At 35.5% G+C, this 26,153-nt stretch carries 23 protein-coding genes and 1 riboswitch; of the genes, 20 read left to right on the top strand and 3 right to left on the bottom strand.

Translation table 11 applies throughout. The features are described 5' to 3' along the window. The first annotated feature begins 106 nt into the window (after window positions 1–106). A complete protein-coding gene (locus MHI57_RS05050) occupies window positions 107–502 on the top strand; it encodes a cytosolic protein (protein ID WP_095372955.1) in 396 nt (131 codons plus the stop codon). Between the two features lie 41 nt (window positions 503–543). Here MHI57_RS05050 and MHI57_RS05045 read toward each other — a convergent pair whose 3' ends face one another. Beyond that, window positions 544–837 (bottom strand): DUF6509 family protein, encoded by a 294-nt coding sequence (locus MHI57_RS05045; RefSeq protein ID WP_095372956.1) that lies wholly within the window; start codon window positions 835–837, stop codon window positions 544–546. Between the two features lie 267 nt (window positions 838–1,104). On the opposite strand from MHI57_RS05045, the gene MHI57_RS05040 reads away from it, so the two are divergent. Both MHI57_RS05040 and MHI57_RS05035 read left to right on the top strand, forming a co-directional pair. After that, window positions 1,105–1,308, top strand: a complete 204-nt coding sequence (locus tag MHI57_RS05040) for a cold-inducible protein YdjO-related protein (protein ID WP_095372957.1) — start codon at window positions 1,105–1,107, stop codon at window positions 1,306–1,308. Between the two features lie 224 nt (window positions 1,309–1,532). Continuing rightward, window positions 1,533–2,960 carry an alanine/glycine:cation symporter family protein gene (locus MHI57_RS05035; protein WP_340975280.1) on the top strand — a complete coding sequence of 476 codons (1,428 nt, stop codon included), beginning with the start codon at window positions 1,533–1,535 and terminating at the stop codon, window positions 2,958–2,960. Window positions 2,961–3,204: 244 nt separating this feature from the next. Here the strand turns inward: MHI57_RS05035 and MHI57_RS05030 are convergent, their stop codons facing one another. Continuing rightward, a complete protein-coding gene (locus MHI57_RS05030; protein ID WP_095372959.1) occupies window positions 3,205–3,642 on the bottom strand; it encodes an Rrf2 family transcriptional regulator in 438 nt (145 codons plus the stop codon). 173 nt (window positions 3,643–3,815) lie between these two features. Between MHI57_RS05030 and hmpA the strand changes: the two genes are divergently transcribed. From hmpA to MHI57_RS04975, 11 genes are all read left to right on the top strand, one after another. Beyond that, complete coding sequence (gene hmpA / locus MHI57_RS05025) at window positions 3,816–4,970, top strand: NO-inducible flavohemoprotein (protein ID WP_340975279.1); 1,155 nt, start codon at window positions 3,816–3,818, stop codon at window positions 4,968–4,970. 263 nt (window positions 4,971–5,233) lie between these two features. Beyond that, entirely contained in the window at window positions 5,234–5,416 is a 183-nt protein-coding gene (locus tag MHI57_RS05020; RefSeq protein ID WP_095372961.1) for an H-type small acid-soluble spore protein, read from the top strand. 144 nt (window positions 5,417–5,560) lie between these two features. Then, complete coding sequence (locus tag MHI57_RS05015; protein ID WP_095372962.1) at window positions 5,561–5,896, top strand: metal-sensitive transcriptional regulator; 336 nt, start codon at window positions 5,561–5,563, stop codon at window positions 5,894–5,896. A 13-nt stretch (window positions 5,897–5,909) separates the two neighbouring features. Further along, window positions 5,910–6,119, top strand: a complete 210-nt coding sequence (copZ, locus tag MHI57_RS05010; RefSeq protein ID WP_307313371.1) for a copper chaperone CopZ — start codon at window positions 5,910–5,912, stop codon at window positions 6,117–6,119. 83 nt (window positions 6,120–6,202) lie between these two features. Then, a complete protein-coding gene (locus MHI57_RS05005) occupies window positions 6,203–8,623 on the top strand; it encodes a heavy metal translocating P-type ATPase (RefSeq protein WP_095372964.1) in 2,421 nt (806 codons plus the stop codon). 532 nt (window positions 8,624–9,155) lie between these two features. Further along, window positions 9,156–9,333, top strand: a riboswitch (cobalamin riboswitch). 164 nt (window positions 9,334–9,497) lie between these two features. Next, complete coding sequence (locus MHI57_RS05000; RefSeq protein ID WP_307313745.1) at window positions 9,498–11,705, top strand: ribonucleoside-diphosphate reductase subunit alpha; 2,208 nt, start codon at window positions 9,498–9,500, stop codon at window positions 11,703–11,705. Between the two features lie 25 nt (window positions 11,706–11,730). After that, window positions 11,731–12,771, top strand: a complete 1,041-nt coding sequence (locus MHI57_RS04995) for a ribonucleotide-diphosphate reductase subunit beta (RefSeq protein WP_095372965.1) — start codon at window positions 11,731–11,733, stop codon at window positions 12,769–12,771. Window positions 12,772–12,866: 95 nt separating this feature from the next. Then, window positions 12,867–13,541 (top strand): response regulator transcription factor, encoded by a 675-nt coding sequence (locus MHI57_RS04990; RefSeq protein ID WP_095372966.1) that lies wholly within the window; start codon window positions 12,867–12,869, stop codon window positions 13,539–13,541. Beyond that, window positions 13,538–14,920, top strand: coding sequence for a HAMP domain-containing sensor histidine kinase (locus tag MHI57_RS04985; RefSeq protein WP_095372967.1), 1,383 nt, complete (start codon window positions 13,538–13,540; stop codon window positions 14,918–14,920). Before MHI57_RS04990 ends, MHI57_RS04985 begins: the two co-directional genes overlap by 4 nt. 143 nt (window positions 14,921–15,063) lie before the next feature. Continuing rightward, window positions 15,064–15,462 (top strand): hypothetical protein, encoded by a 399-nt coding sequence (locus MHI57_RS04980; RefSeq protein WP_095373662.1) that lies wholly within the window; start codon window positions 15,064–15,066, stop codon window positions 15,460–15,462. A gap of 132 nt (window positions 15,463–15,594) precedes the next feature. Continuing rightward, window positions 15,595–15,930: a hypothetical protein gene (locus MHI57_RS04975; protein ID WP_095372968.1), complete on the top strand. Its 336-nt coding sequence runs from the start codon at window positions 15,595–15,597 to the stop codon at window positions 15,928–15,930. Between the two features lie 314 nt (window positions 15,931–16,244). Here the strand turns inward: MHI57_RS04975 and MHI57_RS04970 are convergent, their stop codons facing one another. Beyond that, complete coding sequence (locus MHI57_RS04970) at window positions 16,245–17,240, bottom strand: aromatic acid exporter family protein (protein ID WP_157733956.1); 996 nt, start codon at window positions 17,238–17,240, stop codon at window positions 16,245–16,247. Between the two features lie 305 nt (window positions 17,241–17,545). Between MHI57_RS04970 and MHI57_RS04965 the strand changes: the two genes are divergently transcribed. The 6 genes from MHI57_RS04965 to MHI57_RS04940 all read left to right on the top strand — a co-directional run bounded on the left by MHI57_RS04965 (window position 17,546) and on the right by MHI57_RS04940 (window position 26,144). Next, window positions 17,546–19,354, top strand: a complete 1,809-nt coding sequence (locus MHI57_RS04965; protein ID WP_328197824.1) for a S9 family peptidase — start codon at window positions 17,546–17,548, stop codon at window positions 19,352–19,354. A 79-nt stretch (window positions 19,355–19,433) separates the two neighbouring features. Next, entirely contained in the window at window positions 19,434–21,110 is a 1,677-nt protein-coding gene (locus tag MHI57_RS04960) for a sigma-54 interaction domain-containing protein (RefSeq protein ID WP_340975274.1), read from the top strand. 181 nt (window positions 21,111–21,291) lie between these two features. Next, window positions 21,292–22,440: an acyl-CoA dehydrogenase family protein gene (locus MHI57_RS04955; RefSeq protein WP_095372972.1), complete on the top strand. Its 1,149-nt coding sequence runs from the start codon at window positions 21,292–21,294 to the stop codon at window positions 22,438–22,440. A 21-nt stretch (window positions 22,441–22,461) separates the two neighbouring features. Beyond that, window positions 22,462–24,093 (top strand): long-chain-fatty-acid--CoA ligase, encoded by a 1,632-nt coding sequence (locus MHI57_RS04950; protein WP_095372973.1) that lies wholly within the window; start codon window positions 22,462–22,464, stop codon window positions 24,091–24,093. Beyond that, window positions 24,090–24,980, top strand: coding sequence for a 3-hydroxyacyl-CoA dehydrogenase family protein (locus tag MHI57_RS04945; protein ID WP_340975272.1), 891 nt, complete (start codon window positions 24,090–24,092; stop codon window positions 24,978–24,980). Before MHI57_RS04950 ends, MHI57_RS04945 begins: the two co-directional genes overlap by 4 nt. Window positions 24,981–24,995: 15 nt before the next feature. Then, window positions 24,996–26,144: an acyl-CoA dehydrogenase family protein gene (locus MHI57_RS04940; protein WP_307313393.1), complete on the top strand. Its 1,149-nt coding sequence runs from the start codon at window positions 24,996–24,998 to the stop codon at window positions 26,142–26,144. Window positions 26,145–26,153: the final 9 nt, after the last annotated feature.

Here is a 26,153-nt window from a genome sequence, read left to right as displayed (position 1 = left end):
ATATCTGTAAAAATTAAAATGAGAAGTTTCTTTTTTATTACGAAGGTAATAATAGGATAATACAGGTGTTTATGCTATCATCATATAGAGAAAGTGAGGGAGATGTATGCAATCATTTAGAGTACAATTCCATAAAGAAGATCAAGTAGATGAAATGAATGTAAACAAACTATCAGAGGAAGATTTTAATCGAATGACAGAAGGTGGAACAAGACACCTGTTTGAGTTAGATACGAATATTGGCTTTTTTGTTTACTTTGATGGTCTTAATAAGGATGGACAAGAGTCGTATATGGTTCTTCATTATGAAGGCGAAGAAGAAGAGCCAACCGCTTGTTACAGTTTTTCATTGCCGGATTTTTACCAGTTTGTTGCCTTGCATTTAAATGATCTAGAATTTAACGAAGAAGAGCAAGAGGATGAAGAAGTGTATGGTCCAATACATCACCTTGCCCATTTAATGTATCATATCATTGAAGAAGGTAAAGAAGTAGAGGAATAATCATAAAAATGCCTAGGAGCTAATCCTAGGCATTTTATGATTTATTCTTCATTTGCATTGAGATGTTGACTACAGAATTTAGTGATTAATATTTCTTCTTCTTCCTCTAATCCAAATTCCAAAATCTCTTCATTATTATTCTCTTGGAAGTGATAATTAAGTATCTTCATTTCGTCCTCACCTTTATAAAATAACACGCGCAAGCGAATACCTTGTTCTGAATATAATTCATCATCTTCATCAACATCAATATCTAAAAAGAATTCGTACCTCTCTCCAGACAGTATACCAGTTGGATCATTGATCTCTTCCACCGTATAACTAGAAATATGCAAATGTCTTCATCCTTTCTTTAAAGCAATCAGCGTCTCTATTATACACTTTTTCCACTATAATTCATACATAAAGGTTGTTTTTTATAGGACAACATGTTAAAGTGGAAGTTTCCTTGTTTTGACACGGATAAAAAAATGTGCTATACTAATATTTGTTAAGTAAAAAATATCACACACACTTGTTATAAAGGACCATACTGGTTTGGCATAGCGAGTGATTTTTATTTTTTTCGGATGATATGTTCTACCTTTAGGAGGTGCCTGATAATGGCAATGGGATTTGGAAGAAAGAACATGGAAGAAGTGAAGACTGAAGAGATTAAAATTTGGGAATGTTCCTCAGAAACATGTAATGCTTGGGTGAGAGACAACTTTAAAAGTACACCAAAATGCCCAATTTGTGAGAGTGAAATGGTAGCAACAACAAAAGAATTACAAGTAGTTAATAACAATAGTCTTTATAACAAATAATATTCTTCTGTTATTTTTTTGGCTTCCGTTAAGTCAAGGGTAATTGAATGAACAGGATAAGACGAGTGGTTGTTTGATAACCACTCTTTTTTATTTTATTTAAAAACTTTATCAATATAGGTTTATTTATTGTAAGAACGGGTATGTAGATATCTTAAGGGGGTGAAAAGACAGAATTTTTTAATAAATACAGTAAGTATTCATTTATATTAAAGGGGGATTTGATGGAGTTTATTGAAAACATTGTGAATATGAGTAATGAGGTATTATGGGGTTATGTTCTTATCTTTGTGTTAGTGATTGCAGGGCTGTTTTTTAGTATAAGAACAAAGTTTGTTCAAGTCAGGCATATTGGTGAGATGGTTAGGTTACTGTTTGTTAAAGAAACCGTTACAACAGAATCTAAAAAAACTATTTCGCCTTTACAAGCGTTTTTTGTTGGTGCAGGAACGAGAATAGGTACAGGTAATATCGCCGGAGTAGCTATTGCGATGGTATTAGGTGGTCCTGGAGCAATCTTTTGGATGTGGTTAATTGCAGTAATTGGTAGTGCTAGCTCATTTGTCGAAAATACGTTAGCGCAAACTTATAAGGTTAAGTCTGGTATAGGCTTCAAAGGCGGTCCAGCATATTATATCAAGAAGCAATTAAAACGTCCTTGGATGGCTGTGTTATTTTCCATTATGATTATCTTATCGTATGGTACGACATTCAACGCTGTACAAAGTAATACGATAGCTGTTGCAATGGAGAACTCATTTGGGATTCAGCCTGTTTATATTGGTATCATTCTTGTTTTCTTAACAGGATTAGTAGTATTTGGAGGAATTAAGCGAATAGCAGATATTTCTTCTTTAATCGTGCCGTTTATGGCTTTTGGTTATATTCTGTTAGCTTTATTCGCAGTTGCTTCAAATATTACTGAGTTACCAGCAATGTTTGCTCTTATTTTTAAAAGTGCATTCGGATTTGAGCAGGCTATTGGTGGAGGGATAGCTGCTGCTATTGTTAATGGCATTAAGCGCGGATTATTCTCCAATGGTGCAGGTATGGGGGGAGATCCGATTGCAGCTGCAACAGCGACTGTATCTCATCCAGTAAAACAAGGCTTTGTTCAGGCTTTAGGGGTATTATTTGATACTTTATTGGTTTGTTCTGCTACTGCTTTTATCATTTTATCCTCCGAAAGCTATGCTTCAGGCTTAACAGGTATCGAATTGACTCAAGCTGCGATGTCGGAACACTTTGGTACAATAGGTGGAATGTTTCTCGGTATTGCTATTTTTTTATTTGCTTTTACTTCTATTATCGGATCATATTATTATGGTGAAGCAAACTTAAATTTCATTCATAAGAGTAAAGTATTTCATCATGCTTATAAGGTAGCTGCATTAGGAATGGTCATGTTTGGTGCAATTGCTAATTTAGAAATTGTTTGGGGAATGGCAGATTTAACAATGGGTATCATGGCGCTTGTCAATTTAACCGCCATTACGATGTTATCGCCTATCGTAGTTAAGCTGTTGAAAAACTATATGCAGCAACGGAAAGCGGGCTTGGAACCACAATTTTATCAAGAGGATATCCCTGATCTAACAGGAGTAGAAGCTTGGCCTGTCAGAGAAAAGGAGAAAAGAAAGAAAGCAATGTAATCGAAATGAGCGAATCCTAATTTTTAGTGGTTCGCTCATTTTTTGCGTAAGTCAGCTAATGGAGGAGGTGAGCAGATAATTGCGAATGTGCCTCGGACGCAATATGATTGAAATTGCTATCAATGTTAATTTCGCTTCAATTTAGCGTTAGGTTCTCGATTGTAATAAAAATAGCGGACTAAAGTCCGCTATTTTATTATTTCATCTCCCTACTTGGTAGGAAAGAATGCATTGCTATCTAAAATTAACTTTTAAACAAAAAGTCTGCTAATGCCGCTTGATTCTTCGTTAGATCAGCTAATGTATATTGATCTAGTACTTCTAAATACGCTTTTAATGCTTTATTTAATACATGTCTTAGACCACAAACAGGTGAAATGACACAATGATTGTTATTAGTATCAAAGCATTCAACTAAATGAAAATCTTCTTCGGTTTTTCTGACCACTTCACCAATATTAATTTCTTTAGGTGACATCGCTAAACGAATGCCGCCATTTCTTCCTCTTATCGTCTCAACATATTGATTTTTCCCTAATTGATAGATGACTTTCATCAGATGATTCTTAGAGATTTGATATGTGTCTGCAATTTCTTTAATATTTGTAAGCTGGTCTTTTTCAATTGTTGCTAAATATATGAGAACTCTTAATGAATAATCCGTGTAGTTGGTAAGACGCATTATGAATCACACCTTTTTTCTATTAATAGTTCTATTATACATATTGCTTGTTATGGAACCAATTGTGACAACTTTTTAAAAGATGTATTTAAAATATTGCTTTAAATTTGGAAACGGTATATTTTAAAGATGTATTTAAAATATTGCTTTAAAATTGAAGGGTGGAGATATTAATGTTAAAACAAGAGACGATTAAAATCATCAAATCAACCATACCCGTATTAGAAATTCATGGAACCGCTATCACCACGCATTTTTATAAACGATTATTTGCTGAACATCCTGAACTACTTAACATTTTCAATCATGCTAATCAAGAGAAGGGAAGACAGCCTAAAGCACTCGCTAATGTATTATTTCAAGCAGCTAACCATATTGAACATTTAGAAAATTTAGCGCCGGCAGTTGCTACAATTGCTCATAAGCATCGAAGCTTAGGGGTTAAGAAGGAGCACTACCCAATCGTCGGGGAACATCTATTAGCAGCGATAAAAGAAGTTCTAGGTGATGCAGCAACAGAAGACATTATTACGGCATGGGCAGAGGCTTATGGAGTGATTGCCGCAATCTTTATTTCCACAGAAGAAGAGCTATATAATGCATCAGCATGGGCTGGATTTAAATCTTTTAAAGTAGTAAATAAGGTACCTGAAAGTGATCTTATCACTTCTTTTTATATTGAGCCAAATGATGGTATTACTTTACCAACCCACCAACCTGGCCAGTATGTAACGATTCGGGTAAATATAGCTGGCGAAAAATACGACCATAACCGTCAATATAGCTTATCAGGAAAACCATCAGAAAAGACGTATCGTATATCTGTTAAAAGAGAAGAACATGGTAAAGTCTCCAACTGGTTACATGACCATGTGCAAATAGGAGACAGTTTGGATGTTAGTGCACCAGCCGGTGAATTTGTATTATCATCCCAAGCAGAGACACCAGTGGTATTCATCAGTGGTGGTGTTGGAACCACACCATTATTGAGTATGCTTCATACATTAGAAGGGACAAAGCGAGAAGTAAGTTTCCTTCATAGTTGTAAGAACAAAAACTTACATGCGTTTGGAGATGAAGTGAGGCCGTTGATAGCAGGAATTGAAGATGGGCGTTTCCTAGTAAAATATAGTGATGACGAGGGCAGATTAGATAGTGAGGATTTAAAGCAACATATTAGTGAGGAAGCAGAGTACTATCTATGTGGTCCTATCAATTTTATGGAAAATATGAAGGAACAATTATTGATGTTAGGTGTGGAAAATTCGCATATTCATCTTGAACTGTTTGGTCCAGCCGTTCCTCTAAAAGAAAAGATCAATATGTAAAAGAAGAGCTTTTGAAATATTTCAGTAGAAAAGAGATGAAAACTCATCTCTTTTCTGTTTATTCAATTTTGCCTTTTCCCTTTCAACTTACACGATATAAATGAATAAATTAAAATCAATCCATTGTTAAGACCTTTCATCTCTTAGTAACCTTAATTGTATATTGTCGAGAAGTCCTTCATCAACAAATGAGTTCCTTTCGAAATGTATAAAAAGGCTAAAATGTTAAAGAATATATTTATCAATTATGAGAGGTGAATCATATGGAAACAAAGAGGATAAAACAAATACTTTCATCATCGAGTGATGTAGAAGTTCAATACAATGGAACTTCTGTATGGATAGATAAGTTACATGAAGATGATAAAACAGTTACTGTACATTTAAGAGGAATTCCTTTAGAAGAAAGAACAGAAGTAGATATTTCAGACCTTAATGAAGTGTAATTACAATTCAACATGTTAGAGTGTAGGTAGATACTGCTACCTACCTTTTTTATTTATAGTGGAGAAATGAACCATATTTAAAATTTCTTTCACTTTACATAGGGTACCGGGGTATAATATAATATGTGTAAGGGAGGCGATTCAATGGGATATGAAGAAGATCAGGTAAGAGAAGAAACAATGTGCCTAGAGCATGCAGATAGACGAAGTCATCATTCAGATAAAGTAAAAAAGAATTTAGTCACTCGATTGAATCGTATCGAAGGACAAATTCGAGGTATTAAAGGTCTAATTGAAAAAGATACGTATTGTGATGATGTGATTACACAAATATCCGCAACACAATCTGCCTTAAATAGTGTCGCTAAGATTTTACTTGAAGGTCATTTAAAAGGGTGTGTCATTGATCGGATAAATGAAGGTGACGAAGAAGTGTTAGATGAATTTCTTATTACAATTCAAAAATTAATGAAAAAATAGGAGGATTTTAAACATGGAAAACGTAATTTTACATGTAGAAGGAATGTCTTGTGGTCACTGTGTGAAAGCGGTAGAAAGTAGTGTTGGTGAACTTAAAGGAGTAGACACGGTTAAAGTAGATTTAGATAGAAAAGAAGTCAAAGTTGCTTTTGATGCTTCATCTGTAAAGCTTGATCAAATTAAAGAAACAATTGATGATCAAGGTTATGAAGTTAAATCTTAATCGTGCAGCTTTGCACGATTTATTTTAAATGTTTATATAGGGTAGTAGGGTATAGTATTTAAAGAAAGGTGTGGTAGGAGCATATGTCTAATCAAGACGATTCTCACCAAAAAATTCATTTGCCAATTACGGGAATGACTTGTGCTGCCTGTTCTGCGCGAATCGAAAAAGGGTTAAGTAAAATGGATGGTGTAAACGAAGCGAATGTGAATCTCACTTCAGAAATAGCAACCATTTCCTATAACCCTCAAATAGTAGGAGAACATGCATTTCAGCAGAAGATTAAAGATCTAGGCTACGAAGTTGTTTTAGAGAAAGCTGAGTTTGATATTTCAGGAATGACTTGTGCTGCTTGTTCTGCGCGAATCGAAAAAGTTTTAAATAAACAGTCCGGTATTGCGCAGGCAAACGTGAACTTAGCTTTAGAAACAGGTACTGTAGAATACAATCCTGAACAGGTTTCAGTTGAAGAAATTATTGCAAAGGTAGATAAGATTGGGTATAGCGCTTCGCTAAAAACAACAGCCAGTGCAAATGATGTGAGGGAACAGCATATTAAAAAGCAGCAAAAGAAATTTATCGCTGCTGCTATCCTTTCTCTACCATTACTTTGGACGATGGTTGGGCATTTTGAATTCACTTCATTCATTTTTCTACCAGATTTTTTAATGAACCCTTGGATACAGTTAATTTTGGCGACACCTGTACAATTTATTATCGGTTGGCAATTTTATACTGGTGCATATAAATCATTGAAATCTGGTAGCGCGAATATGGATGTACTTGTTGTATTAGGTACTTCTGCAGCTTACTTTTATAGTTTGTTTCTAACATTACAATCGATGAATGCAACACATGGTCATCATGTTGAGCTCTATTATGAAACGAGTGCGATTATTATTACCCTTATTTTGTTAGGGAAATTATTTGAAGCACGTGCAAAAGGAAGATCATCAGAAGCAATAAAAAAATTAATGAATTTAAAGGCTAAAAAAGCCGTTGTATTAAAAGAAGGGAAGGAAACCATTGTCCCTGTTGAGCAAGTAATGCAAGGCGATATGGTTATCATTAAGCCTGGTGACAGAATTCCTGTAGATGCAGTAATCATTGAAGGGCATTCAGCAGTTGACGAATCAATGTTAACAGGAGAAAGCGTGCCAGTTGATAAGAAAGCTGGTGATGAAGTAATAGGAGCAACTGTAAACAAAAATGGCCATTTAACAGTTGAAGCAACAAAGGTTGGAAAAGATTCAGCGCTTGCGCAAATTATTAAAGTAGTCGAGCAAGCACAAGGGTCAAAAGCACCTATTCAGCGGTTAGCCGATAAGATTTCGGGCATCTTTGTTCCCATTGTGGTAGCTATTGCCCTTGTTACCTTCTGTATATGGTTTCTTTTCTTGCAACCGGGTGATGTAGCTAGTGCGTTAGAAAAAATGATTGCTGTACTCGTCATTGCTTGTCCTTGTGCACTAGGATTAGCGACGCCTACTTCAATTATGGCAGGGTCTGGCCGTTCAGCCGAGATGGGTGTTTTATTTAAAGGTGGAGAGCATCTCGAGATGACACATGAAATTACAACTGTTGTGGTTGATAAAACAGGTACTGTTACAAATGGTCAGCCTGTATTAACCGATATCATAGTCGAGCCTGGAACAAATGAGGCCCATTTCCTTTCCATTGTTGCTGCGAGTGAGAAGTCATCTGAACACCCTCTTGCTGAAGCCATTGTGAAAGGGTTAGAGGAGAGAAATATAGAAAAAGTAAAAAGTGAATATTTCGAAGCGCTACCGGGTTATGGTATCTCTGCGAAAGTTACAGGAAAAGATGTACTGATTGGTACAGTTAGATTAATGGTAGAGAATGGGATAGACTCCTCTTGGTTCTCGAAACAAATGAAAGAATTAGAAGGTGAAGGAAAAACAGCTATGCTTGTGGCTATTAACGGTAGAGCAAAAGGCCTCCTTGCTGTAGCTGATACGATAAAAGATTCATCAAACGAAGCGATTCAAAGGCTACATGATATGGGGTTAGAAGTTATTATGATGACTGGAGATAACCAGTTAACCGCACAAGCCATTGCTAAAGAAGTAGGTATATCAAAAGTCATTGCAGAAGTCTTACCAGAAACGAAAGCAGAAGAAGTAAGAAAGCTACAAAGTCAAGGGAAAAAGGTAGCGATGGTAGGAGATGGTATTAACGATGCCCCAGCATTAGCAACTGCCGATATCGGCATGGCTATCGGTACAGGTACAGATATTGCCATGGAAGCAGGAGACATTACACTTATGCGTGGTGATCTAAATAGTATTGCTGATGCAATCATGATGAGTAAAAAAACCATTCGTAATATTAAACAGAATCTTTTTTGGGCGTTTGGCTATAATACAATCGGTATTCCTATTGCAGCTGCAGGTTTCTTAGCACCATGGTTAGCAGGTGCTGCGATGGCGTTTAGCTCTGTGTCCGTTGTATTAAATGCACTTCGTTTGCAACGTGTAAGATAAAAATAACAAGTTCCGTATGAATTTCTATAAAACATTCTATACAATAAACTGAATGAGAAAAACAAGCTAATTTAAATAGTTAGTTTGTTTTTCTATTTTTATAGAAGACATGAAGAAGATTGGTAAAAAAATTTTGTCCTTTAAGATAAATTATTTTCTTTTAATATGGAATATACCTTTAATTAATTTTTGCCCCACAACTTTAACACCATTGATTTATTTCAACAATTCTATGATTTTTTAATTTATTTACCAAAAAACTATTACTTTTCTGGTTTAAGCATACTCGTTTGAAGGTAAAAAAGTAGAGTTGGTCAGCTTGAACAATTTTTAATGGATTTCAAGACTTTTTTACACAAATAAGAAATGCTATTATTTATTATGGTCTTAAATTTACCGCTAAAAGAACGAAATGTATATTTTAGATTTAGATAAAAGAAATAAATTGTATTCTATGAAATGATGTGATATGATTACTCATACAATCTCAGATACAATATATAGTTATTTTTTTACTTCTTAACAACTACATATAGTAATTGGTTGAAGGAGTCCAAATGGACTTAAAATGGGAATCCGGATAAGCCGGAGCTGTACCCGCAACTGTAAGTGTGACGAAAAGAGGAAACCACTGTTCTTTTGAAAGAATGGGAAGGCTCTTAGTAGATTGATACACAAGCCAGGATACCTGCCTTCTTAATCAAAAGTTTCAATTCTTCGGGGCTTGAGAAGATGAAACGACAGTTGATGAAAAGAGTGTATTGTACACTTGTATTTATACTGTCGTTTGATCCGCTCAAGGTGTAACTGGGGCGGTTTTTTTTATGCCTAAATTTGATAGAAATAGTTTGAAGGAGGAAGGAATTTGAAAACAATGATTGATACGACAGTCAATTTTGAACAATTATATCAACAATTCAACAACTTACCAATTAGTGCGTTAGAAAAGCGTGCAGATCAATTAAATCACTTAGAGTTAGATAGTTTCTACGATCAGTTAATACTAGAATGTCTTTCTTACATAAATGTTAATGAACCTGATTGGACATATGTGGCTGCCCATTTATATTTAAAGAAGATTTATCAACAAGCAGCTGAGAACCGAGGGTACAGTGGTCAGGCTTATGGTGATTTTCATTCTTTAATTCAACAATTAAGTGATATTGATATTTATAGTCCTATTTTATTATCTAGTTATACAAAAGAAGAAATTGATGAATTAGGCAAAGAAATTGTCCCTGAAAGAGATCAGCTCTTTACTTATCTCGGGATCAAAATGCTTACGGATCGTTATGTAGCAAAAGATCGCCAAAAGAGGATTTTTGAATTGCCTCAAGAACGCTGGATGGTTATTGCAATGATTCTTATGCATCAAGAAGAAAAAAATCGGCTGCAATTAGTAAAAGAAGCTTACTGGGCAATGAGTAACTTATTTATGACCGTAGCTACACCAACTTTATCTAATGCAGGTAAGAATTGGGGACAACTATCTAGCTGCTTTATCGAAACAGTTGATGATAGTCTAGATTCAATTTATGACAGTAATACAGACATTGCTGCACTATCTAAAAATGGTGGTGGAATCGGCGTTTATTTAGGTAAGATTCGTAGTAGAGGTAGTATGATTAAAGGGTTCAAAGGCGCTTCATCTGGGGTGCTTCCATGGATGAAACAACTAAATAATACAGCTGTAAGTGTCGATCAACTTGGACAAAGACAAGGGGCAATTAGCGTTTATTTAGACGTTTGGCACAAGGATATCTTCTCTTTCCTTGATGCAAAGTTAAATAATGGTGATGAAAGATTACGTACACATGATTTATTTACCGGTGTATGTCTACCTGATTTATTCATGGAAAAAGTAGAAGAGCGTAGTAACTGGTATTTATTTGACCCACATGAGGTTCGACAAAAAATGGGCTTCTCACTAGAAGATTATTATGATGAAGAAGTTGGTGCAGGTACTTTTAGAATGAAATATCTAGAATGCGTCAATAATGAAGAGCTATCGAAGAAGGAAATTCCTGCTATCGATATTATGAAGTCTATCATGCGTAGTCAATTAGAAACTGGAACACCATTTATGTTCTATCGGGATGAAGTGAACCGTATGAATGCAAACGCACATGCAGGTATGATCTATTGTACAAATCTTTGTACTGAAATCGTTCAAAATCAAAGTGTAACAACAAGAGAAGAAGAGTATACAAAAGATGGTAAAATTGTCATCGAGAAAACACCTGGAGATTTCGTCGTATGTAACCTGTCTTCTATTAACCTTGCCAAAGCAGTGAATGAAGCAGTCATAGAACGATTGATTCCTATTCAAGTAAGAATGCTGGACAATGTAATTGATATTAATAAAATCCCTGTTATCCAAGGGCAGTTAACGAATAAAAAGTATCGCGCGATCGGCTTAGGTACTTTCGGCTGGCATCATTTATTAGCTACTAATAAGGTCGTTTGGGAAAGCCCTGAATCATTAGAATTTGCAGACCGACTTTACGAGAAAATTGCTTACTTAACAATTGAAAGTTCTATGAATCTAGCTGAGGAAAAGGGAGCCTACCCCGCATTCAATGGTTCAGATTGGCAAACAGGTGCCTATTTCGAAAAAAGAGATTACCTGAATGCTGATAGCGAACTTGATTGGCAAGGACTAATGGAAAAAGTGAGAGCAAAAGGAATTAGAAACGGCTATTTACAAGCGGTAGCACCAAATGCGTCAACTGCATTAATTGCAGGTAGTACACCGAGTATTGATCCAATCTTCAACAAGCAATACTCAGAGGAGAAAAAAGACTATCGTATTCCTGTAACTGCACCAGACCTAAACGCTCAAACTACGTGGTACTATAAATCTGCTTACCATATCGATCAAAAATGGAGCATTGCTCAAAATGCGAAACGTCAAAAGCATATTGACCAAGCAGTGTCATTTAATCTTTATATTAAAAATACGATTAAAGCAAAGGAATTATTAGATCTTCACGTATCGGCATGGAAAAACAGGCTGAAAACAACGTATTATTTACGTTCTACTTCCACAGATATTGAAGATTGTGAATCATGCTCTAGCTGATTTCACCGAGAGGAGAATGAAATAAATGAACACTTTAAATAAACGTCCCATTATGAATCATGAAGCACCAAACCGTTCAACAGGTATTATTAATGGAGAATGTTCGAACGTTTTAAACTGGGATGATGTAAGATTTTCCTGGGCTTACCCTAAATATAAAAAGATGTTATCTAATTTCTGGACACCATTTGAAATTAATATGTCTCAAGATATTAAGCAATTCCCTGAGTTATCTGAGGACGCACAAGAAGCCTTTTTAAAGATTATCGGTTTACTAGCGTTACTAGATAGCATTCAAACTGACTATGCTGGGAAGACAGCAGATTATTTAACAGATTCTAGTCTTTCAGCGTTAATGATTATTCTTGCACAACAAGAAGTTATTCATAATCACTCGTATTCTTATATTCTTTCTTCGATCGTTTCAAAAAGTAAGCAAGATGAGGTCTTCGATTATTGGCGTACAGAACCAACATTAAGAGAACGAAATGATTTTATTACAAATGGTTATAAAGATTTTGTAAAAGAACCGACGGCGGAAAATATGTTAAAATCAATCGTTTATGATGTAGTATTAGAAGGCTTATTCTTCTATTCCGGTTTCGCTTTCTTCTATTATTTAGCGAGAAATCAAAAAATGGTATCTACATCAACGATGATTAACTATATTAATCGTGATGAACAAATTCACGTTGATTTGTTTGTGAAAATCTTTAAAGAAATCTTAAACGAGCATCCTGAATTAAACACACCAGAATTGCAACAATTTGTAAAAGATACCTTTAGAAAAGCTGCAGATCTCGAAATTGAATGGGCACGTGAGGTAATCGGTGATAAAATGGATGGTATTCTTATTACTGACCTTGAAGCATACATCAAATTTTATGCCAATGTCCGCAGTAATCAATTAGGATTTGAACGACCGTTTGAAGGATTTCGTAAAAATCCACTCCGTTGGATTGTTGCTTATGAAGAGGTAGATCAAGGCAAATCTGATTTCTTCGAACAAAAATCAAGACAATATACAAAAGTGAATCAAGTCGATAATGGATTTGATGAATTATAAGTTTTATAATAAACCTTGCATATCATATGCAAGGTTTATTATTTCTTCTTAATAATTGAAGAAATGATAAGCTTTAAGAAGAAGAGGTGTTTCTTGTGAGAAAAATTTTAATTGTTGATGATGATCAACATGTTCGCTATTTAATGAAGGATAGTTTACAAAAAGAAGGCTATCAAACCACTGAGGCAAAAGATGGACAGGATGCGATGGCAATATTAGAAACGGAAGTAGTCGATCTTGTTATTGCGGATATAATGATGCCGAACATGGATGGCTATCAACTAACAAAAACGATTCGTAGGGATTTTGACCTCCCGATTATCCTGCTTACGGCAAAGGGACAATTAGATGATAAAGCAAAGGGATTTTCAGTCGGTACAGATGATTATGTGGTAAAGCCATTTGAGCCGAAAGAGTTATTATTCCGTGTCAATGCTTTATTACGAAGATATGGTAAGGTAGGAACAACGAGTATCAAGCTCGACCGATTATATATCAATAAAAAAAGCTATGAAATTGAAGTGAGCAATAAAACCTATCTATTACCACTGAAGGAATTTGAGTTATTATATTTTCTGGCCGCTAACCAAAATAGAGTGTACAGTAGACAGCAATTAATTGAACAAATCTGGGGCATTGATTTTTCTGGGGATGAAAGGACCGTTGATGTACATATTAAACGTTTACGTAGCCGCTTATCTAAGTTAGAGGTGGATGTAATAATAAAAACGATTCGTGGTATCGGTTATTCATTGGAGATAGCCAAATGAAAACACTTTACTCAAAAATTGCTCTCACAACCATTTGTATTATGCTTCTAAGCAGTGTCATTTCATTTATTTTGAGCAATGCATATTATCAACAAACATTAAAGCCCAAAAACGATGCCAAAGTGACAGAAATGGCGAAAGCTACTATTACCTTCATGGAGGAGAATCCACAAATCAATAAGGAACTATATCTTACGCATATCAGCTCTTTTGGTTATCAAATATTTGTAACTGATGGTCTTGGAGAGGAATCTTTTTATGGAGCGGAGTATCGCGAACATAATTTAAGTAGTGCTGCTGTTCAACAAGTCTTGAATGGTCGGATTTATCACGGTATTAATCTCTTTCCACATGCTACATTTGTGACCGGTTTTTTTGCTAACGAACTTAAAAATACTGTCGGTGTACCATTTACTTATCAAGGAAGGGAGTATGCTCTTTTTCTCAGACCTGACATTTCCCTTTTATTTAGCGAAATGCACATTATGTTTGCTTGGTTATTGATTGGTATCCTCTTATTAAGTATTTTATTCGTGTTCATCAGTACAAAGTATATTGTAAAGCCGATTAGAAAGTTAAATGAAGCAACAACAGTAATTGCTAATGGAGAGTACAGTATTGAGTTACCTACTAATAGAAAAGATGAAATTGGTTCTCTTACTCAAAGTTTTATGAAAATGACGAAAAAATTAGAAGCAGCAAATGAAATGCGCAAAGAATTTATTACAAATATCTCACATGATATTCAATCGCCTTTATCAAATATAAAAGGTTACTTACATCTTTTTAAGGAAAAGAAAAGAACAGATGAAGAAATGAATCAAATGACTATGATGGAAGAAGAAGTAACCCGTTTGTCTGTTTTAACAAATCAATTGTTATTATTATCTTCTATCGACTATAGGAAAGATATGGTGAATATCGTTTTATTTAATATGAGTGAACAACTAAAGTTAGTGATTAAACAATATCAGTGGCATTTAGAAGACAAAGGCATGATGCTAAGTTATTCATTGCCTGAATGTATGATCGAAGGGGACCCCTCCTTGCTTTATTCTGTTTGGGAAAATTTACTCACAAATAGCATTAAATATGGAAAGGAAAATGGGGATATTTCCATTATTCTTATAGAAGAAGGGGGCTGGATAAAAGTACAATTTCAGGATAATGGTATTGGGATGAATCAGGAGGAAATGAAAAAGGTTTTCAATCGTTTTTATCGTTCCGACCTTTCTAGAAATCGTTCCATTGCTGGTTCTGGCTTAGGACTTTCCATTGTTTATTCAATCGTAGATCTTCACCAAGGAGAAGTGCGAGTTGAAAGTGAAGAAGGAGAAGGAACGATTTTTACAATTATGCTACCAAAACAATCGAATTAGTAAAACATTTCTATTGTAAACCATTGTTCATACTCCGTTCATATTCATTCTATAACCTTATTTTGTCAGTCATAAAAGGTGAGATAGGACATATGATGACAAAATAAAATCAAATGAATGAAGATGAAAAGGGTGAGTGTCAATTGAATAAATTTAGCAAAATATTACTCAGGTTTTCTGCTATCTTTGCAGTGATAGGTGCTTTTCTAGGATCACATATGGCCGGAGCAGGTAGTTATGCTTTCAAACCCATCCATGCTCATAGTTTAGTTGTTGGCTGGCTATCACTTTTCGCATGGGCGGTATATTATCAATTATTTACTCCGAAGCTAAGATTCCTTGCAAAATTACATGTCACTAGTGCCATTATCGGCACCATTGGTTTAACAACTGGAATGGCTATGTTTATCTTTAAGCCAGGTTTTATGCCAGAGATGATTAATACGGTTTTTTATATTGTTGGAGGAAGTATCCTATTGATTAGCTTTGTTCTTTTCTTATTACTTACTTTTACAAAACATGAAAGTGATATTAAAAAATAGCTTTCAGCTATAGGTTTTAGAAAAAATAAATGACGCTTAGAAATTGATATGTGGATGGTGAGTTCTTCTTGTTGACTTCATACCAATAGGGGTATAGAATATGAGGGTGAATATAACATCCTAGGGGGAAAAATGCTTACGTTTATTAGTATACTCTTAATCATTTTACTTTTGACTTTTATATATAGTAGATATTTGCCGGTATTAGGTGTGAAGGCACAAGTGTTACAAGACAATCATGATAGTGATGTTCGGATTGTTGATGTGAGAGACTATAATGAAAAAGTAGATCAGGCTCATCATCGTCTCCATATTCCAATTGCTTATCTCCATCGCTTTTATCATGAAATCGATGGAAAGAGCGTACACGTTATTGCTTCATCAAAAATAGAAAAAAACATGAGCATTCGATTTCTTAGAAGAAAAGGATATAAGGTGTCAGGATACACACTATGCAATGAATGTTGAACAATATAAATATAGAAAAGTAGTGCCACAGATTAAGTAATCTGTGGTTTTTTGTTGAAATGTAATTTCATTTGTTTCTAAAACTGTAAGAAGAGTGATATAAGGGCGAATTCTTGCTTTTAGAAAAAGCCCCCAGAATAAAAATATCCTAAATGAGAGAATCGCTGCTCTCAGACGAAACCCCAAGAATGAGAGCGCCGTATAAGTAATAGTTCCTTTGCAAAACAGAAAATAACAGTTAATAACCACAGCTCAAATTTTGAATAACGCTGCAAAATAAAATCCTCTTCTACACACTACGCTCAAAAAAAAACTTAAATACTCGTATTTTCTACATTAATTATTCTCTCATTTAGTTTTCTTAACTTTTCTTCATTCATTTGATACTGCATGATGAGTTGTTGTATGGCGAGCATATTTTCTTCAATTTTAAGGTGGTTGTCATTCAATGTATATTGTGTTCTTAAATGAAAATAGTCCTCTTCATTAGGTTGCTTTGATGGCTGTTTCAGATGCAGTATAGTATCTTGCAATAATCTCATTAAGTAAGGTGATGGTGTAAGCTCTTTCAAAGAAAGGTTTACAAGCTGGAATAAGTGGATGAACGCTTGTTTTAGGATATTTAAATGCCTTTCTTTCTGCCTTAGGTAAAATACATCCTTCCTAGAAAATTTATGAAAGCGCCATTCATCTTTTTGATATTGTATCAGCTGTTGGTAATGTGCTATTTCTTCCTCAATCTTTGCAATGACTTGTTTGATCTCGTTTCTGCTGCTATTTCCTTGTTTGATGTTGTTCGTCACATATACAAGAATATTTTCCATACGATTCATTAACTGAGTAGACGTTTTGCTTATTTTTAGTAAATAATTCGGGGGTAAAATAAATATATTTACACAAGTTGAAATTAATAAACCAAGTGTTGTACCTCCAAGTCTCATTAACAATGTTGCCATATAAGCTTCTTGGACAATTGATATCATGGCCATACCGGTTAAAGCGGCAACAAGTAGGCCATCTTCTAGTTTTAACTTCGTACATATCATCAAAGTGAAAACGGCTGTTAGAGCGTAAGCCAACGAACTATCTGAAAAGATAAAGGTAAATAAAACGGCGAAAGAAGCTGCAATAGAAGAAGCTTGAAATCTAGCTGGTGCTTTGCGAATGGATTCTTTCGCCGTAGGCTCAATCGTAACGAGAGCGGTAATGACTGCAAAGGTTGGTGGCCATGTAAATAGCTGACATAGAAATGCAGTAATAAAGACAGAAATGCCTGTTTTGAAAATTCGTCCTCCAAATAGTCTGATCATAGTTAGTATCCTCTTTCTATTTGCCTTACATTTATAATGAAGGAAGTTTAAGTAAACACGCTGCATTAACAGAATGACCAATTGAACCTTTTTCAATCACAAGAAAGAAAAAAATATAAAAAAGAGAAGGCTCATTTGTAATTCCTCCTATCGGTATTTTGGGCAGTTATAGAGAAATTATTGCAAACAAGTAGATTTGAAATAAAAATGTCATACTATGTTCGCTTTTGTTTGGTTTTAATTGGTAAAACAGAGTATGGTATACTGAATAATAAGAATACTCTATTAATAGGGAGGGCAACTCTATGATTCAATTTCCAAAACCTGAGATGGATCAGTTTTTAAAAACGTTAAGCATTAATGATTTTGTCGTCAATTCCGATGAGTCCCAAGTTGTGTTTAGTACAAATTTAAATGGCTACTATAATTTATGGGCAATGAATTTGCCGCAACAATTTCCAGTTCAGTTAACATTCAAAAATCAAGTGTGCATGGGTCTCCTCTATGATAAAAATAGCAAGTTTATACTTGCGGGTTTTGATCATGATGGGGATGAGTGTGCGCAATATTATGCAGTCCATCCAAGTGGTGGGAAATTGAAACAACTAATCAATAATGAAAAAACGAGGAATTTTAATCCCTTATTATCAAAAGATAGCCAATATTTATATTATAGTTCGGGTAAAGATAATCCAACTTATTTAAATGTTTATAGATATCATATAGAAACGGAGAAAGAAGAACTTTTCCTAGAGGGTAAAGAAGGTATGACCTTTCTAGATAGTTGGAGTCCAAATGAAGAGAGTTATATTTCATCTACTGTATATGCCAATACGCATTCTCTCTCTTATGTACATACGGAAAGTGAAAAGCTTTGTTTAACTGAAAAAGAGGAAGAGGCGCATACTGTAACTGGATCTTTGTTTACTACGGAAGACACGATTTATTTGATCACCAACTTTAAAGAAAATTTCACTTATTTGGCCGAATTTAATATCATGACAAAGCAATTTCGTAAAGTCATCGGGCTTGACCATGAAAGTTTCTCTTCCATTCATTATGATAAGCGTAATCACATCATCTATTTAACTTCTGAAAAAGGAGTGGAGGATTTTCTTTATGCTTATTCATTAGATTATAATACCTTACAAAAGATAGAAATCCCTTGTGATATCATTGAAAAATTAGTTGTTCATGACTCAGGAAATTTATATCTTTTAGGAAGAAGCGCTATTAAACCGCACAATATTTATCAATTGAAAAAGGGTGAAAAGTGGAAGCAGTTAACTGAATATCACGTACCAGGTGTGGAAGAATCAGAGCTTGTCGAGCCGACAACGATTTACTATCCTTCATTTGATGGTTTAGAAATTGAAGCATTATGGTTTGAAGCAAATAAAGAGGTAAATAATGGCGAAGTTATATTTTGGCCACATGGTGGACCCCAAGCAGCAGAGAGAAAATCTTTTCGTTCCTATTTTCAGTTCCTTATCAATCATGGATATAGCATCTTTGCCCCTAATTTTAGAGGGTCAACGGGTTATGGGCTGTCCTTTATGAAAATGGTAGAGGGTGATTGGGGAGATGGTCCTAGGTTAGATAATATAGCTGGTATAGAGTGGCTCATTGAAAAAGGTTATACAAAGAAAGGTGACATTCTATTAATGGGCGGAAGCTACGGCGGATATATGGCACTACTTTTACATGGTAGACATCCAGATTATTTTAAAGTGGTGGTCGATATCTTCGGACCTTCTAATTTATTTTCGTTTATAGAATCAGTTCCAGAAGATTGGAAACCGATTATGGATCAATGGGTTGGAAATCCCATAAAAGATAAGGAAAAACTCACTGAATATTCCCCTATTACTTATTTGGAAGCTATGACTAAACCGATGCTCGTTATTCAAGGAGCAAATGATCCCCGTGTAGTGAAAGAGGAATCTGATCAAATTGTGCAAGCATTGAGGGAAAAAGGACGTGAAGTTAAGTATATTTTATTACAAGATGAGGGACATGGATTTTCTAAAAAAGAAAATGAGCAGCTTGTGTTTGAAGAAGTTCTCTCTTTTTTTGATCAGCACACAAAGAAAACCGCCGATACGAATAGTTAATCCACGTTCCAAGCTAGGAGGAAATATAGTGAAATTATTTCCTCTATTTTCTTACCATGTGAAGAGGTGAAGATAGTAGATGATTGTAAAGAATCGTAATCTTTTATTGACAGTAGAGACAACGCTCACTGGTGAGATTATTTCGATGAGCGAATCATTACGTATCTTGATAAAAGGGAAGCCTTCTACATATATTGACGACCTATTTCCTAGATGGAATGCGTATGGTAATGAAAAGATAAAGGTTGCCTTTTTAACGGATGAAGATTTTCTTCTGTTTATCAGAAGTCAATCAGGACAACATCACTACTTATATATAGGGATTCTATCTTCCGAATTGTCTCAATTAATGAATAAAGTAAGTGACTTGATGAAGGCAAATACGCTACTAGAAGCAATAATAGAAAACTCTTACGATGGTATTTATTTAACCGATCGAAACGGTAATACCATTTTAACCAATTCCGCAATGGAGAGAATTACAGGGATACCAAAAGACTATTATATGAACAAAAAGGTCGATGCTTTAATTGAAAGAGGAATTCTCGAGAGTTCGTTAACGAAAAGGGTGATAGAAAAGAAAGAAACGATTTCACATGTCCAATTTAATCGAGCTGGCAATGAGTCGTTGCTTCTTACAGGAAGTCCAGTTTTTGACGATACGGGTGAAGTAGAAAGTGTTGTCACAAATATTAGAGATTTATCACAGTTGATAGAACTACAAAATGCTCTAAAAGAAGCGAATAAATTAAACCTCTCTTACCGTCAAGAAATTGAAAGGTTAAAACAAAACATTAACATACATCAGCAATCGATTGTCATAGAAAGTGAAAAAATGAAGCATGTATACGAAACCGCTGAAAGGATTGTTAATGTGGATGCCACAGTTCTTCTTCTTGGTGATACAGGCGTAGGAAAAGATGTTCTTGCTAAATATATTTACGAAACAAGCAATAGAAGAATGAAGGGCAAATATATTAAATTAAACTGTGGTGCGATTCCAGAAGAATTAATTGAATCTGAGTTATTCGGTTATGAAAAAGGTGCTTTTACAGGTGCAGATAAACAAGGGAAACCAGGGATGTTTGAACTAGCCGATGAAGGGGTTTTATTTTTAGATGAGATTGGGGAATTACCGTTGGCTTCACAAGTCAAATTGTTAAGAGTTATTCAGGAAAAGGAAATCCAACGGGTAGGCGGAACGAAGACGAAGAATGTAAATGTAAGGCTCATTGCTGCGACCAATAGAGATTTAAAAGAGATGGTGAATAAAGGTCTTTTTCGCGAAGATCTATATTATCGATTAAATGTGATTACCATTGAAATCCCTTCTTTAAAGGATCGGCGGGAGGATATTTATCCTCTAATCGAATATTTCTTAAAACAGACGAACGAAAAGTATCATTTCAACAAGGATCTACATAATGATGTAAAAAAATTTTTATATCATTATCAATGGCCAGGCAATATTCGTGAATTAGCCAACCTAATTGAGAGATTGGTTATTGTCTCACAAGAGTCTATCATTACAATGAATGATCTTCCACCAGAATATCAGCGAGAAATAGATTTTCCATATGAAAATGAAAAAATAGAGACATTAAAGGATGTAGTAGAAGCAGCAGAAAAAAAAGCTATTATGAAAGCTTTAAAAAAATGTACAACAACCTATGAGCTCGCATCCGCTTTGCATACAAGCCAGCCGACAATTTCAAGAAAGCTTAAAAAGTATGGAATAGAGTTGATTCATTTGTGAATCAACTCTATTCTTTTTTGAATCAAAAAAGTAAGCGTTTACTTTTTTGCTGATTTAAATAATGCGGAAAAAATAACTATATAACTTGTGTTAAAGCTATTCATTAACGATTTATCATGAGTTAAAAATGATGGCATGGTTTTTGCATCTATATTAATAAAGCAAACAAAGGAGTGATCTTATGTTCACAGTTCAAAACCAAGAAATCGATCAAATCGTGCAGATGGTTCACCAATTTGTCGAGAAGGAAGTAGAGCCTTTAGCACAACAAATTGAAGATGAGGACCGTATACCAGATTCTTTGGTTCAGCAAGTGAAGGAACTTGGATTATTTGGGATGAGTATACCAGAAGAGTATGGGGGTATTGGTCTTGGCATGGTTGGGAAAACCGCTGTATTAGAACAATTAGGTCGCACGCATAATGGTTTTGTTAGTTTAATTAGTGCACACACAGGTATTGGTAGTACAGGTTTAGTAAGGCTTGGCTCTCCTTACTTGAAAGAAAAATACTTACCTGCTTTAGCATCAGGAGAAAAAATTGCTTGTTTTGCCCTTTCAGAGCCTGGGGCAGGTTCTGATGCTACTAATCTTGCGACAAAAGCAGAAAAAAAGGGAGATAAGTGGATTCTTAATGGGTCAAAACATTTCATCACGAATGCGCCTGTAGCAGATGTATTTACGGTCTTTGCTGTTACAGATAAAGACAAAGGCGCAAAGGGGATTACTGCCTTCTTAATAGAAAAAGATTTTCCTGGATTTACAGTAGGAAAAAAGGATAAAAAAATGGGTTTAAAAGGTTCATATACTGCACAATTATTATTTGATCAATGTGAAGTGCCAGAAGAAAATGTTATAGGAGAAGTGGGTCTCGGATATGTAGCTGCACTAACTATTTTAAGTGAAGGACGGATTGGGTTAGCGGCAAGGGCAGTTGGATCTTGTGATAAACTCATTGAATTATCAGCGAAATATGCGAATGAACGTATTCAGTTCGGTAAACCAATTGCAAAGAATCAAGCAATACAATGGATGTTAGCTGATATGGCAACAGAAACAGAAGCAGCAAGAACATTAACATTAAAAGCCGCCCATTTAGTCGATCAAGGCAAGAAAGTTGTGAAAGAATCCTCAATGGCTAAACTTTACGCGTCTGAAGTGTTTAATCGAGTGGCTGACAAAGCAGTGCAAATTCATGGTGGCATGGGCTACGTCGCTGATTATCCTGTTGAAAGGTATTATCGTGATGCAAGAATAACGAAAATCTATGAAGGCACAAATGAAATCCAACGGCTAATTATCGCAAGAGATATATTAAAAGACTATATGTGACACATAAAGGAGGAATGTGTCTTGAGTAATCTCTCATTAAAAAGAGTATGGGAAAAATATTATGAAGATCGGTTACCAAATTTCCACATACCTCATATTGGCCTATATGAAATGCTAAAGGAAACTGCGCAGTCTTATCGAGATCATGTGGCTATCATTTTTAATTACGAAACACTTACCTATGAGGAACTGAAGAAACGAACGGACGCACTTGCTTCGTATTGGCAGAGTTGTGGGTTAAAAAAAGGGGATAGAATCGGGTTATGGCTCGGAAACCATCCAGATTATATCACTGCCTATTATGCTAGTCTTGCACTGGGTCTTATCATCGTGCCAATTAACCCAGCCTATACACCAAGAGAGGTATTGCAAGTGTTTCATGATACAGCATTACGCGCACTAGTGGTTGGTGAAAAATCAGTCACTGCACTGCAGAAAATTAGAGAAGTGTATGATTTAGAACATATTATGTATGCCACAAATGTCAGTATTAATAGGGAAGTATCTTCAATCGTTCATCATATGATAGATATTTTTAAAAATGGAAGTATCAAATTTACTGAAGCGTCTATAGATCCTAAAAACGATTTAGCCATTATACAATACACAGGCGGAACAACGGGAACGATAAAAGGAGCCATGCTTACACATCATAATTTAATTGCGAATGTTTACCAAAGTTATGTGATGTATCGACAAAAAGTGGCTTTTGGAAATGAAACGATATTAGCGGCAACCCCGCTTTATCATGTGTATGCGATGACAAGTGCTATGAATGTAGGCATCTTTTTAGGAGCGCGAATCTTGCTCTTTGAACGATTTGACGTTGATGAGGTTTTAAATCAAGTGAAGAAATATGCACCAACCATGTTTCCAGGTGTCCCTAAAATGTATCTCTCTTTTATCCATCATCCAAATGTACGATTCGCAGGACTAAACTCTCTTAAAATATGTTCATCCGGTTCAGCGCCATTGCCAGTAGAGGTTATTAAACAATTCAAGCAATTAACTGGTTGTACCATCTTAGAAGGGTTTGGTATGTCGGAAACATCTCCAACGACTCACCGTACGCCAATAAATGGCACACATAAACATGGGAGCATCGGTATTCCTGTTCCTGATGTAGATTGTCGTATCGTTGATCAAAAACAGGAGGATTTGGGGATCAATCAGGTCGGTGAATTGGTCATTAAAGGTCCACAAGTGATGAAGGGTTATTGGAACAATGAGAAAGATACAGCCTCTACGTTACAAGATGGCTGGTTGTTTACAGGTGATTTAGCCACAGTAGACGAAGATGGGTATTTCTATATTGTCGGTCGTAAAAAAGAAATGATTCTTTTCTCGGGGTTTAATATTTATCCTCAAGAAGTGGAAAATGTCCTTTATGAACATCAAGGTATTGCTGAAGTTGCCGTAGTCGGTATCCCTGATTCTGAAAATGGAGAGATTCCGAAAGCATTTCTTGTCGCTAAAGAAGGTTATACGCTTCATCTTGAAGAAATTAAAGCATTTTGTTATACGAAACTAACACCTTATAAAGTACCGAGAGTTTTCGAAGAAAGAAGTCATCTACCAAGAAACGGTGTTGGTAAATTATTGAAAAGATTACTTGTGAAAGAAGAATTAGAAAGGAGAAATAAACGAGAATGACAAATATAAAAAAAGTTGGTGTGATTGGAGCGGGAGCAATGGGTGCACAAATTGCTGTTGTAGCAGCGCTTCATCAATATGATGTCGTGTTACAAGATATATCTAACGATCGTTTAATAAAAGCGAAAGAAGTGTTAGAAACACAGTTAGAAAAGAGGGTGAGAAAAGGAAGATTTTCGCGTGATGAGGTGGATAAAGCTTTCGAACATTTAACATTTACTACTGAAATTAATCAGTTACATGATGTAGATATTATCATAGAAGCTATTATTGAAGATTTAGAGGCAAAACAAACATTATTTCAATCCTTAGAAAAGATTGTCTCGGAAAATTGTATCATTGCGACGAATAGCTCCACTATAGTGAGTTCTAAATTGATAGATAAGTTAACCTATCAAAATCGTGTATGTAATATCCATTTCTTTAACCCCGTACTTGTGATGGAGCTTGTCGAAGTTGTTCAAGGTCCGCATACTTCAAAGGAAGTTGCACAGCAAGCGATGACATTCATTCAAAGTATCGGAAAAAAACCAGTACTTCTACAAAAAGAAATTTCAGGTTTCATCGCCAATCGTATCTTAGCGAGACTTATGGATGAGGCGATTTATTTATATGAACATGGATATGCCAGTTATGAAGAAATCGATTTCGTAGTCGAAAAGGCTTTAGGTCATCCTATTGGCCCATTTGCATTAATGGATTTAACTGGTCTTGATGTGAATTATGCTGTAAGGAAGCAAAGATATGCAGAAACAGGGCTAGAGGTGGATCGCCCGAAACAGTCGGTAGTAGAAAAAGTGGAAAAAGGTGAATTAGGTAGAAAAACAGGTAAAGGATGGTACGCATACGATCAACACGGTAAGAAAATAGTGAATATTCAAAAATAAAGGGAGGCCGATGATATGAGTTATACAGTAAGTGAAGATATCGAAGTGTTGAAAAAAGGTGTTAGAGAGTTTGTGCAAAATGAAGTGGAAGCGGTTGCGATGCAGATCGAAAAAGAGGATCACATCCCAGATAAAATTGTAGAAATGGCAAAAGAGCTCGGCTTATTTGGTTTAAGTATTCCAGAAGAATATGGTGGGTTAGGCATTGGGATGGTAGGCAAATGTGCATTGTATGAAGAAATTGGTGCCACGCATAATGGATTCACAACTTTGATTGGTGGTCATACGGGTATCGGATCAGTGGGCATTGTGGAAATGGGAAATGAATATCAAAAACAGAAGTACTTACCTGATATGGCTACAGGAAAGAAAATAGGCGCCTTCGCATTAACAGAGCCTCAGGCTGGTTCGAATGCCACTAATTTAAAAACGACGGCAGTACGTAAAGGCGATAAATATATTTTAAATGGGTTAAAACACTATATTACAAATGCACCTCAAGCAGATGTTTTTACGGTTATGGCTGTCACAGATCCATCTAAAGGTGCAAAAGGGATTACTTCTTTTATTGTAGAAAAAAGTTTTCCTGGTTTTCAAGTAGGAGCGATTGAACATAAAATGGGCCTTCGTGGTTCACATTCAGCAGAAATAATTATGGAAGACTGTGAAGTCCCAGTAGAAAATGTCCTGGGTGAAGAAGGGAGAGGCTATGTGAATGCATTAACGATTCTTGCCAACGGACGTGCAGGTTTGGCCGCCAGAAACTTAGGTTCCGCCCAAAAATTATTAGATCTTTCAATGACGTATGCAAAAGAACGGGTGCAGTTCAATGTGCCAATTATTGAGCATCAGGCCGTTGCTCATATGTTAGCGGAAATGGCTGTCGATATAGAAGCATTACGATCTTTTACGTACCGAGTAGCTACGATGGTTGATGAAGGGAAGAAAGTAATTAAGGAAGCAGCGATGATTAAATTATTCGGCTCAGAGGTATATAACCGTGTGGCTGATAAAGCCGTACAAGTCCATGGCGGGATTGGATACATTTCAGATTTTCCTATTGAACGGTTTTATCGTGATGCGAGAATTACGAGGATTTATGAAGGAACATCAGAAATCCAAAAAAATATCATCGCTGCTCAATTAAATAAAGAATATAACTAAGGGGGGAAG

Source organism: Cytobacillus sp. FSL K6-0129 (genome assembly GCF_038007625.1).
GTDB classification, from domain to species: Bacteria; Bacillota; Bacilli; order Bacillales; family Cytobacillaceae; genus Cytobacillus; species Cytobacillus kochii.
This window is presented reverse-complemented; position numbering and strand designations above follow the sequence as displayed.

Excerpts from the sequence above, each read along its gene's own strand:
- MHI57_RS05040 (WP_095372957.1), top strand. The coding sequence starts at position 1,105 with ATGGCAATGGGATTTGGAAGAAAGAACATGGAAGAAGTGAAGACTGAA.
- MHI57_RS04960 (WP_340975274.1), top strand. The coding sequence starts at position 19,434 with ATGATTGTAAAGAATCGTAATCTTTTATTGACAGTAGAGACAACGCTC.
- MHI57_RS05030 (WP_095372959.1), bottom strand. The coding sequence starts at position 3,642 with ATGCGTCTTACCAACTACACGGATTATTCATTAAGAGTTCTCATATAT.
- MHI57_RS04965 (WP_328197824.1), top strand. The coding sequence starts at position 17,546 with ATGATTCAATTTCCAAAACCTGAGATGGATCAGTTTTTAAAAACGTTA.
- MHI57_RS04975 (WP_095372968.1), top strand. The coding sequence starts at position 15,595 with ATGCTTACGTTTATTAGTATACTCTTAATCATTTTACTTTTGACTTTT.
- MHI57_RS04945 (WP_340975272.1), top strand. The coding sequence starts at position 24,090 with ATGACAAATATAAAAAAAGTTGGTGTGATTGGAGCGGGAGCAATGGGT.
- MHI57_RS04985 (WP_095372967.1), top strand. The coding sequence starts at position 13,538 with ATGAAAACACTTTACTCAAAAATTGCTCTCACAACCATTTGTATTATG.
- MHI57_RS04970 (WP_157733956.1), bottom strand. The coding sequence starts at position 17,240 with ATGATCAGACTATTTGGAGGACGAATTTTCAAAACAGGCATTTCTGTC.
- hmpA (WP_340975279.1), top strand. The coding sequence starts at position 3,816 with ATGTTAAAACAAGAGACGATTAAAATCATCAAATCAACCATACCCGTA.
- MHI57_RS05015 (WP_095372962.1), top strand. The coding sequence starts at position 5,561 with ATGGGATATGAAGAAGATCAGGTAAGAGAAGAAACAATGTGCCTAGAG.
- MHI57_RS05020 (WP_095372961.1), top strand. The coding sequence starts at position 5,234 with ATGGAAACAAAGAGGATAAAACAAATACTTTCATCATCGAGTGATGTA.
- MHI57_RS04940 (WP_307313393.1), top strand. The coding sequence starts at position 24,996 with ATGAGTTATACAGTAAGTGAAGATATCGAAGTGTTGAAAAAAGGTGTT.
- MHI57_RS05050 (WP_095372955.1), top strand. The coding sequence starts at position 107 with ATGCAATCATTTAGAGTACAATTCCATAAAGAAGATCAAGTAGATGAA.
- copZ (WP_307313371.1), top strand. The coding sequence starts at position 5,910 with ATGGAAAACGTAATTTTACATGTAGAAGGAATGTCTTGTGGTCACTGT.
- MHI57_RS04995 (WP_095372965.1), top strand. The coding sequence starts at position 11,731 with ATGAACACTTTAAATAAACGTCCCATTATGAATCATGAAGCACCAAAC.
- MHI57_RS04955 (WP_095372972.1), top strand. The coding sequence starts at position 21,292 with ATGTTCACAGTTCAAAACCAAGAAATCGATCAAATCGTGCAGATGGTT.
- MHI57_RS05000 (WP_307313745.1), top strand. The coding sequence starts at position 9,498 with ATGATTGATACGACAGTCAATTTTGAACAATTATATCAACAATTCAAC.
- MHI57_RS05005 (WP_095372964.1), top strand. The coding sequence starts at position 6,203 with ATGTCTAATCAAGACGATTCTCACCAAAAAATTCATTTGCCAATTACG.
- MHI57_RS05035 (WP_340975280.1), top strand. The coding sequence starts at position 1,533 with ATGGAGTTTATTGAAAACATTGTGAATATGAGTAATGAGGTATTATGG.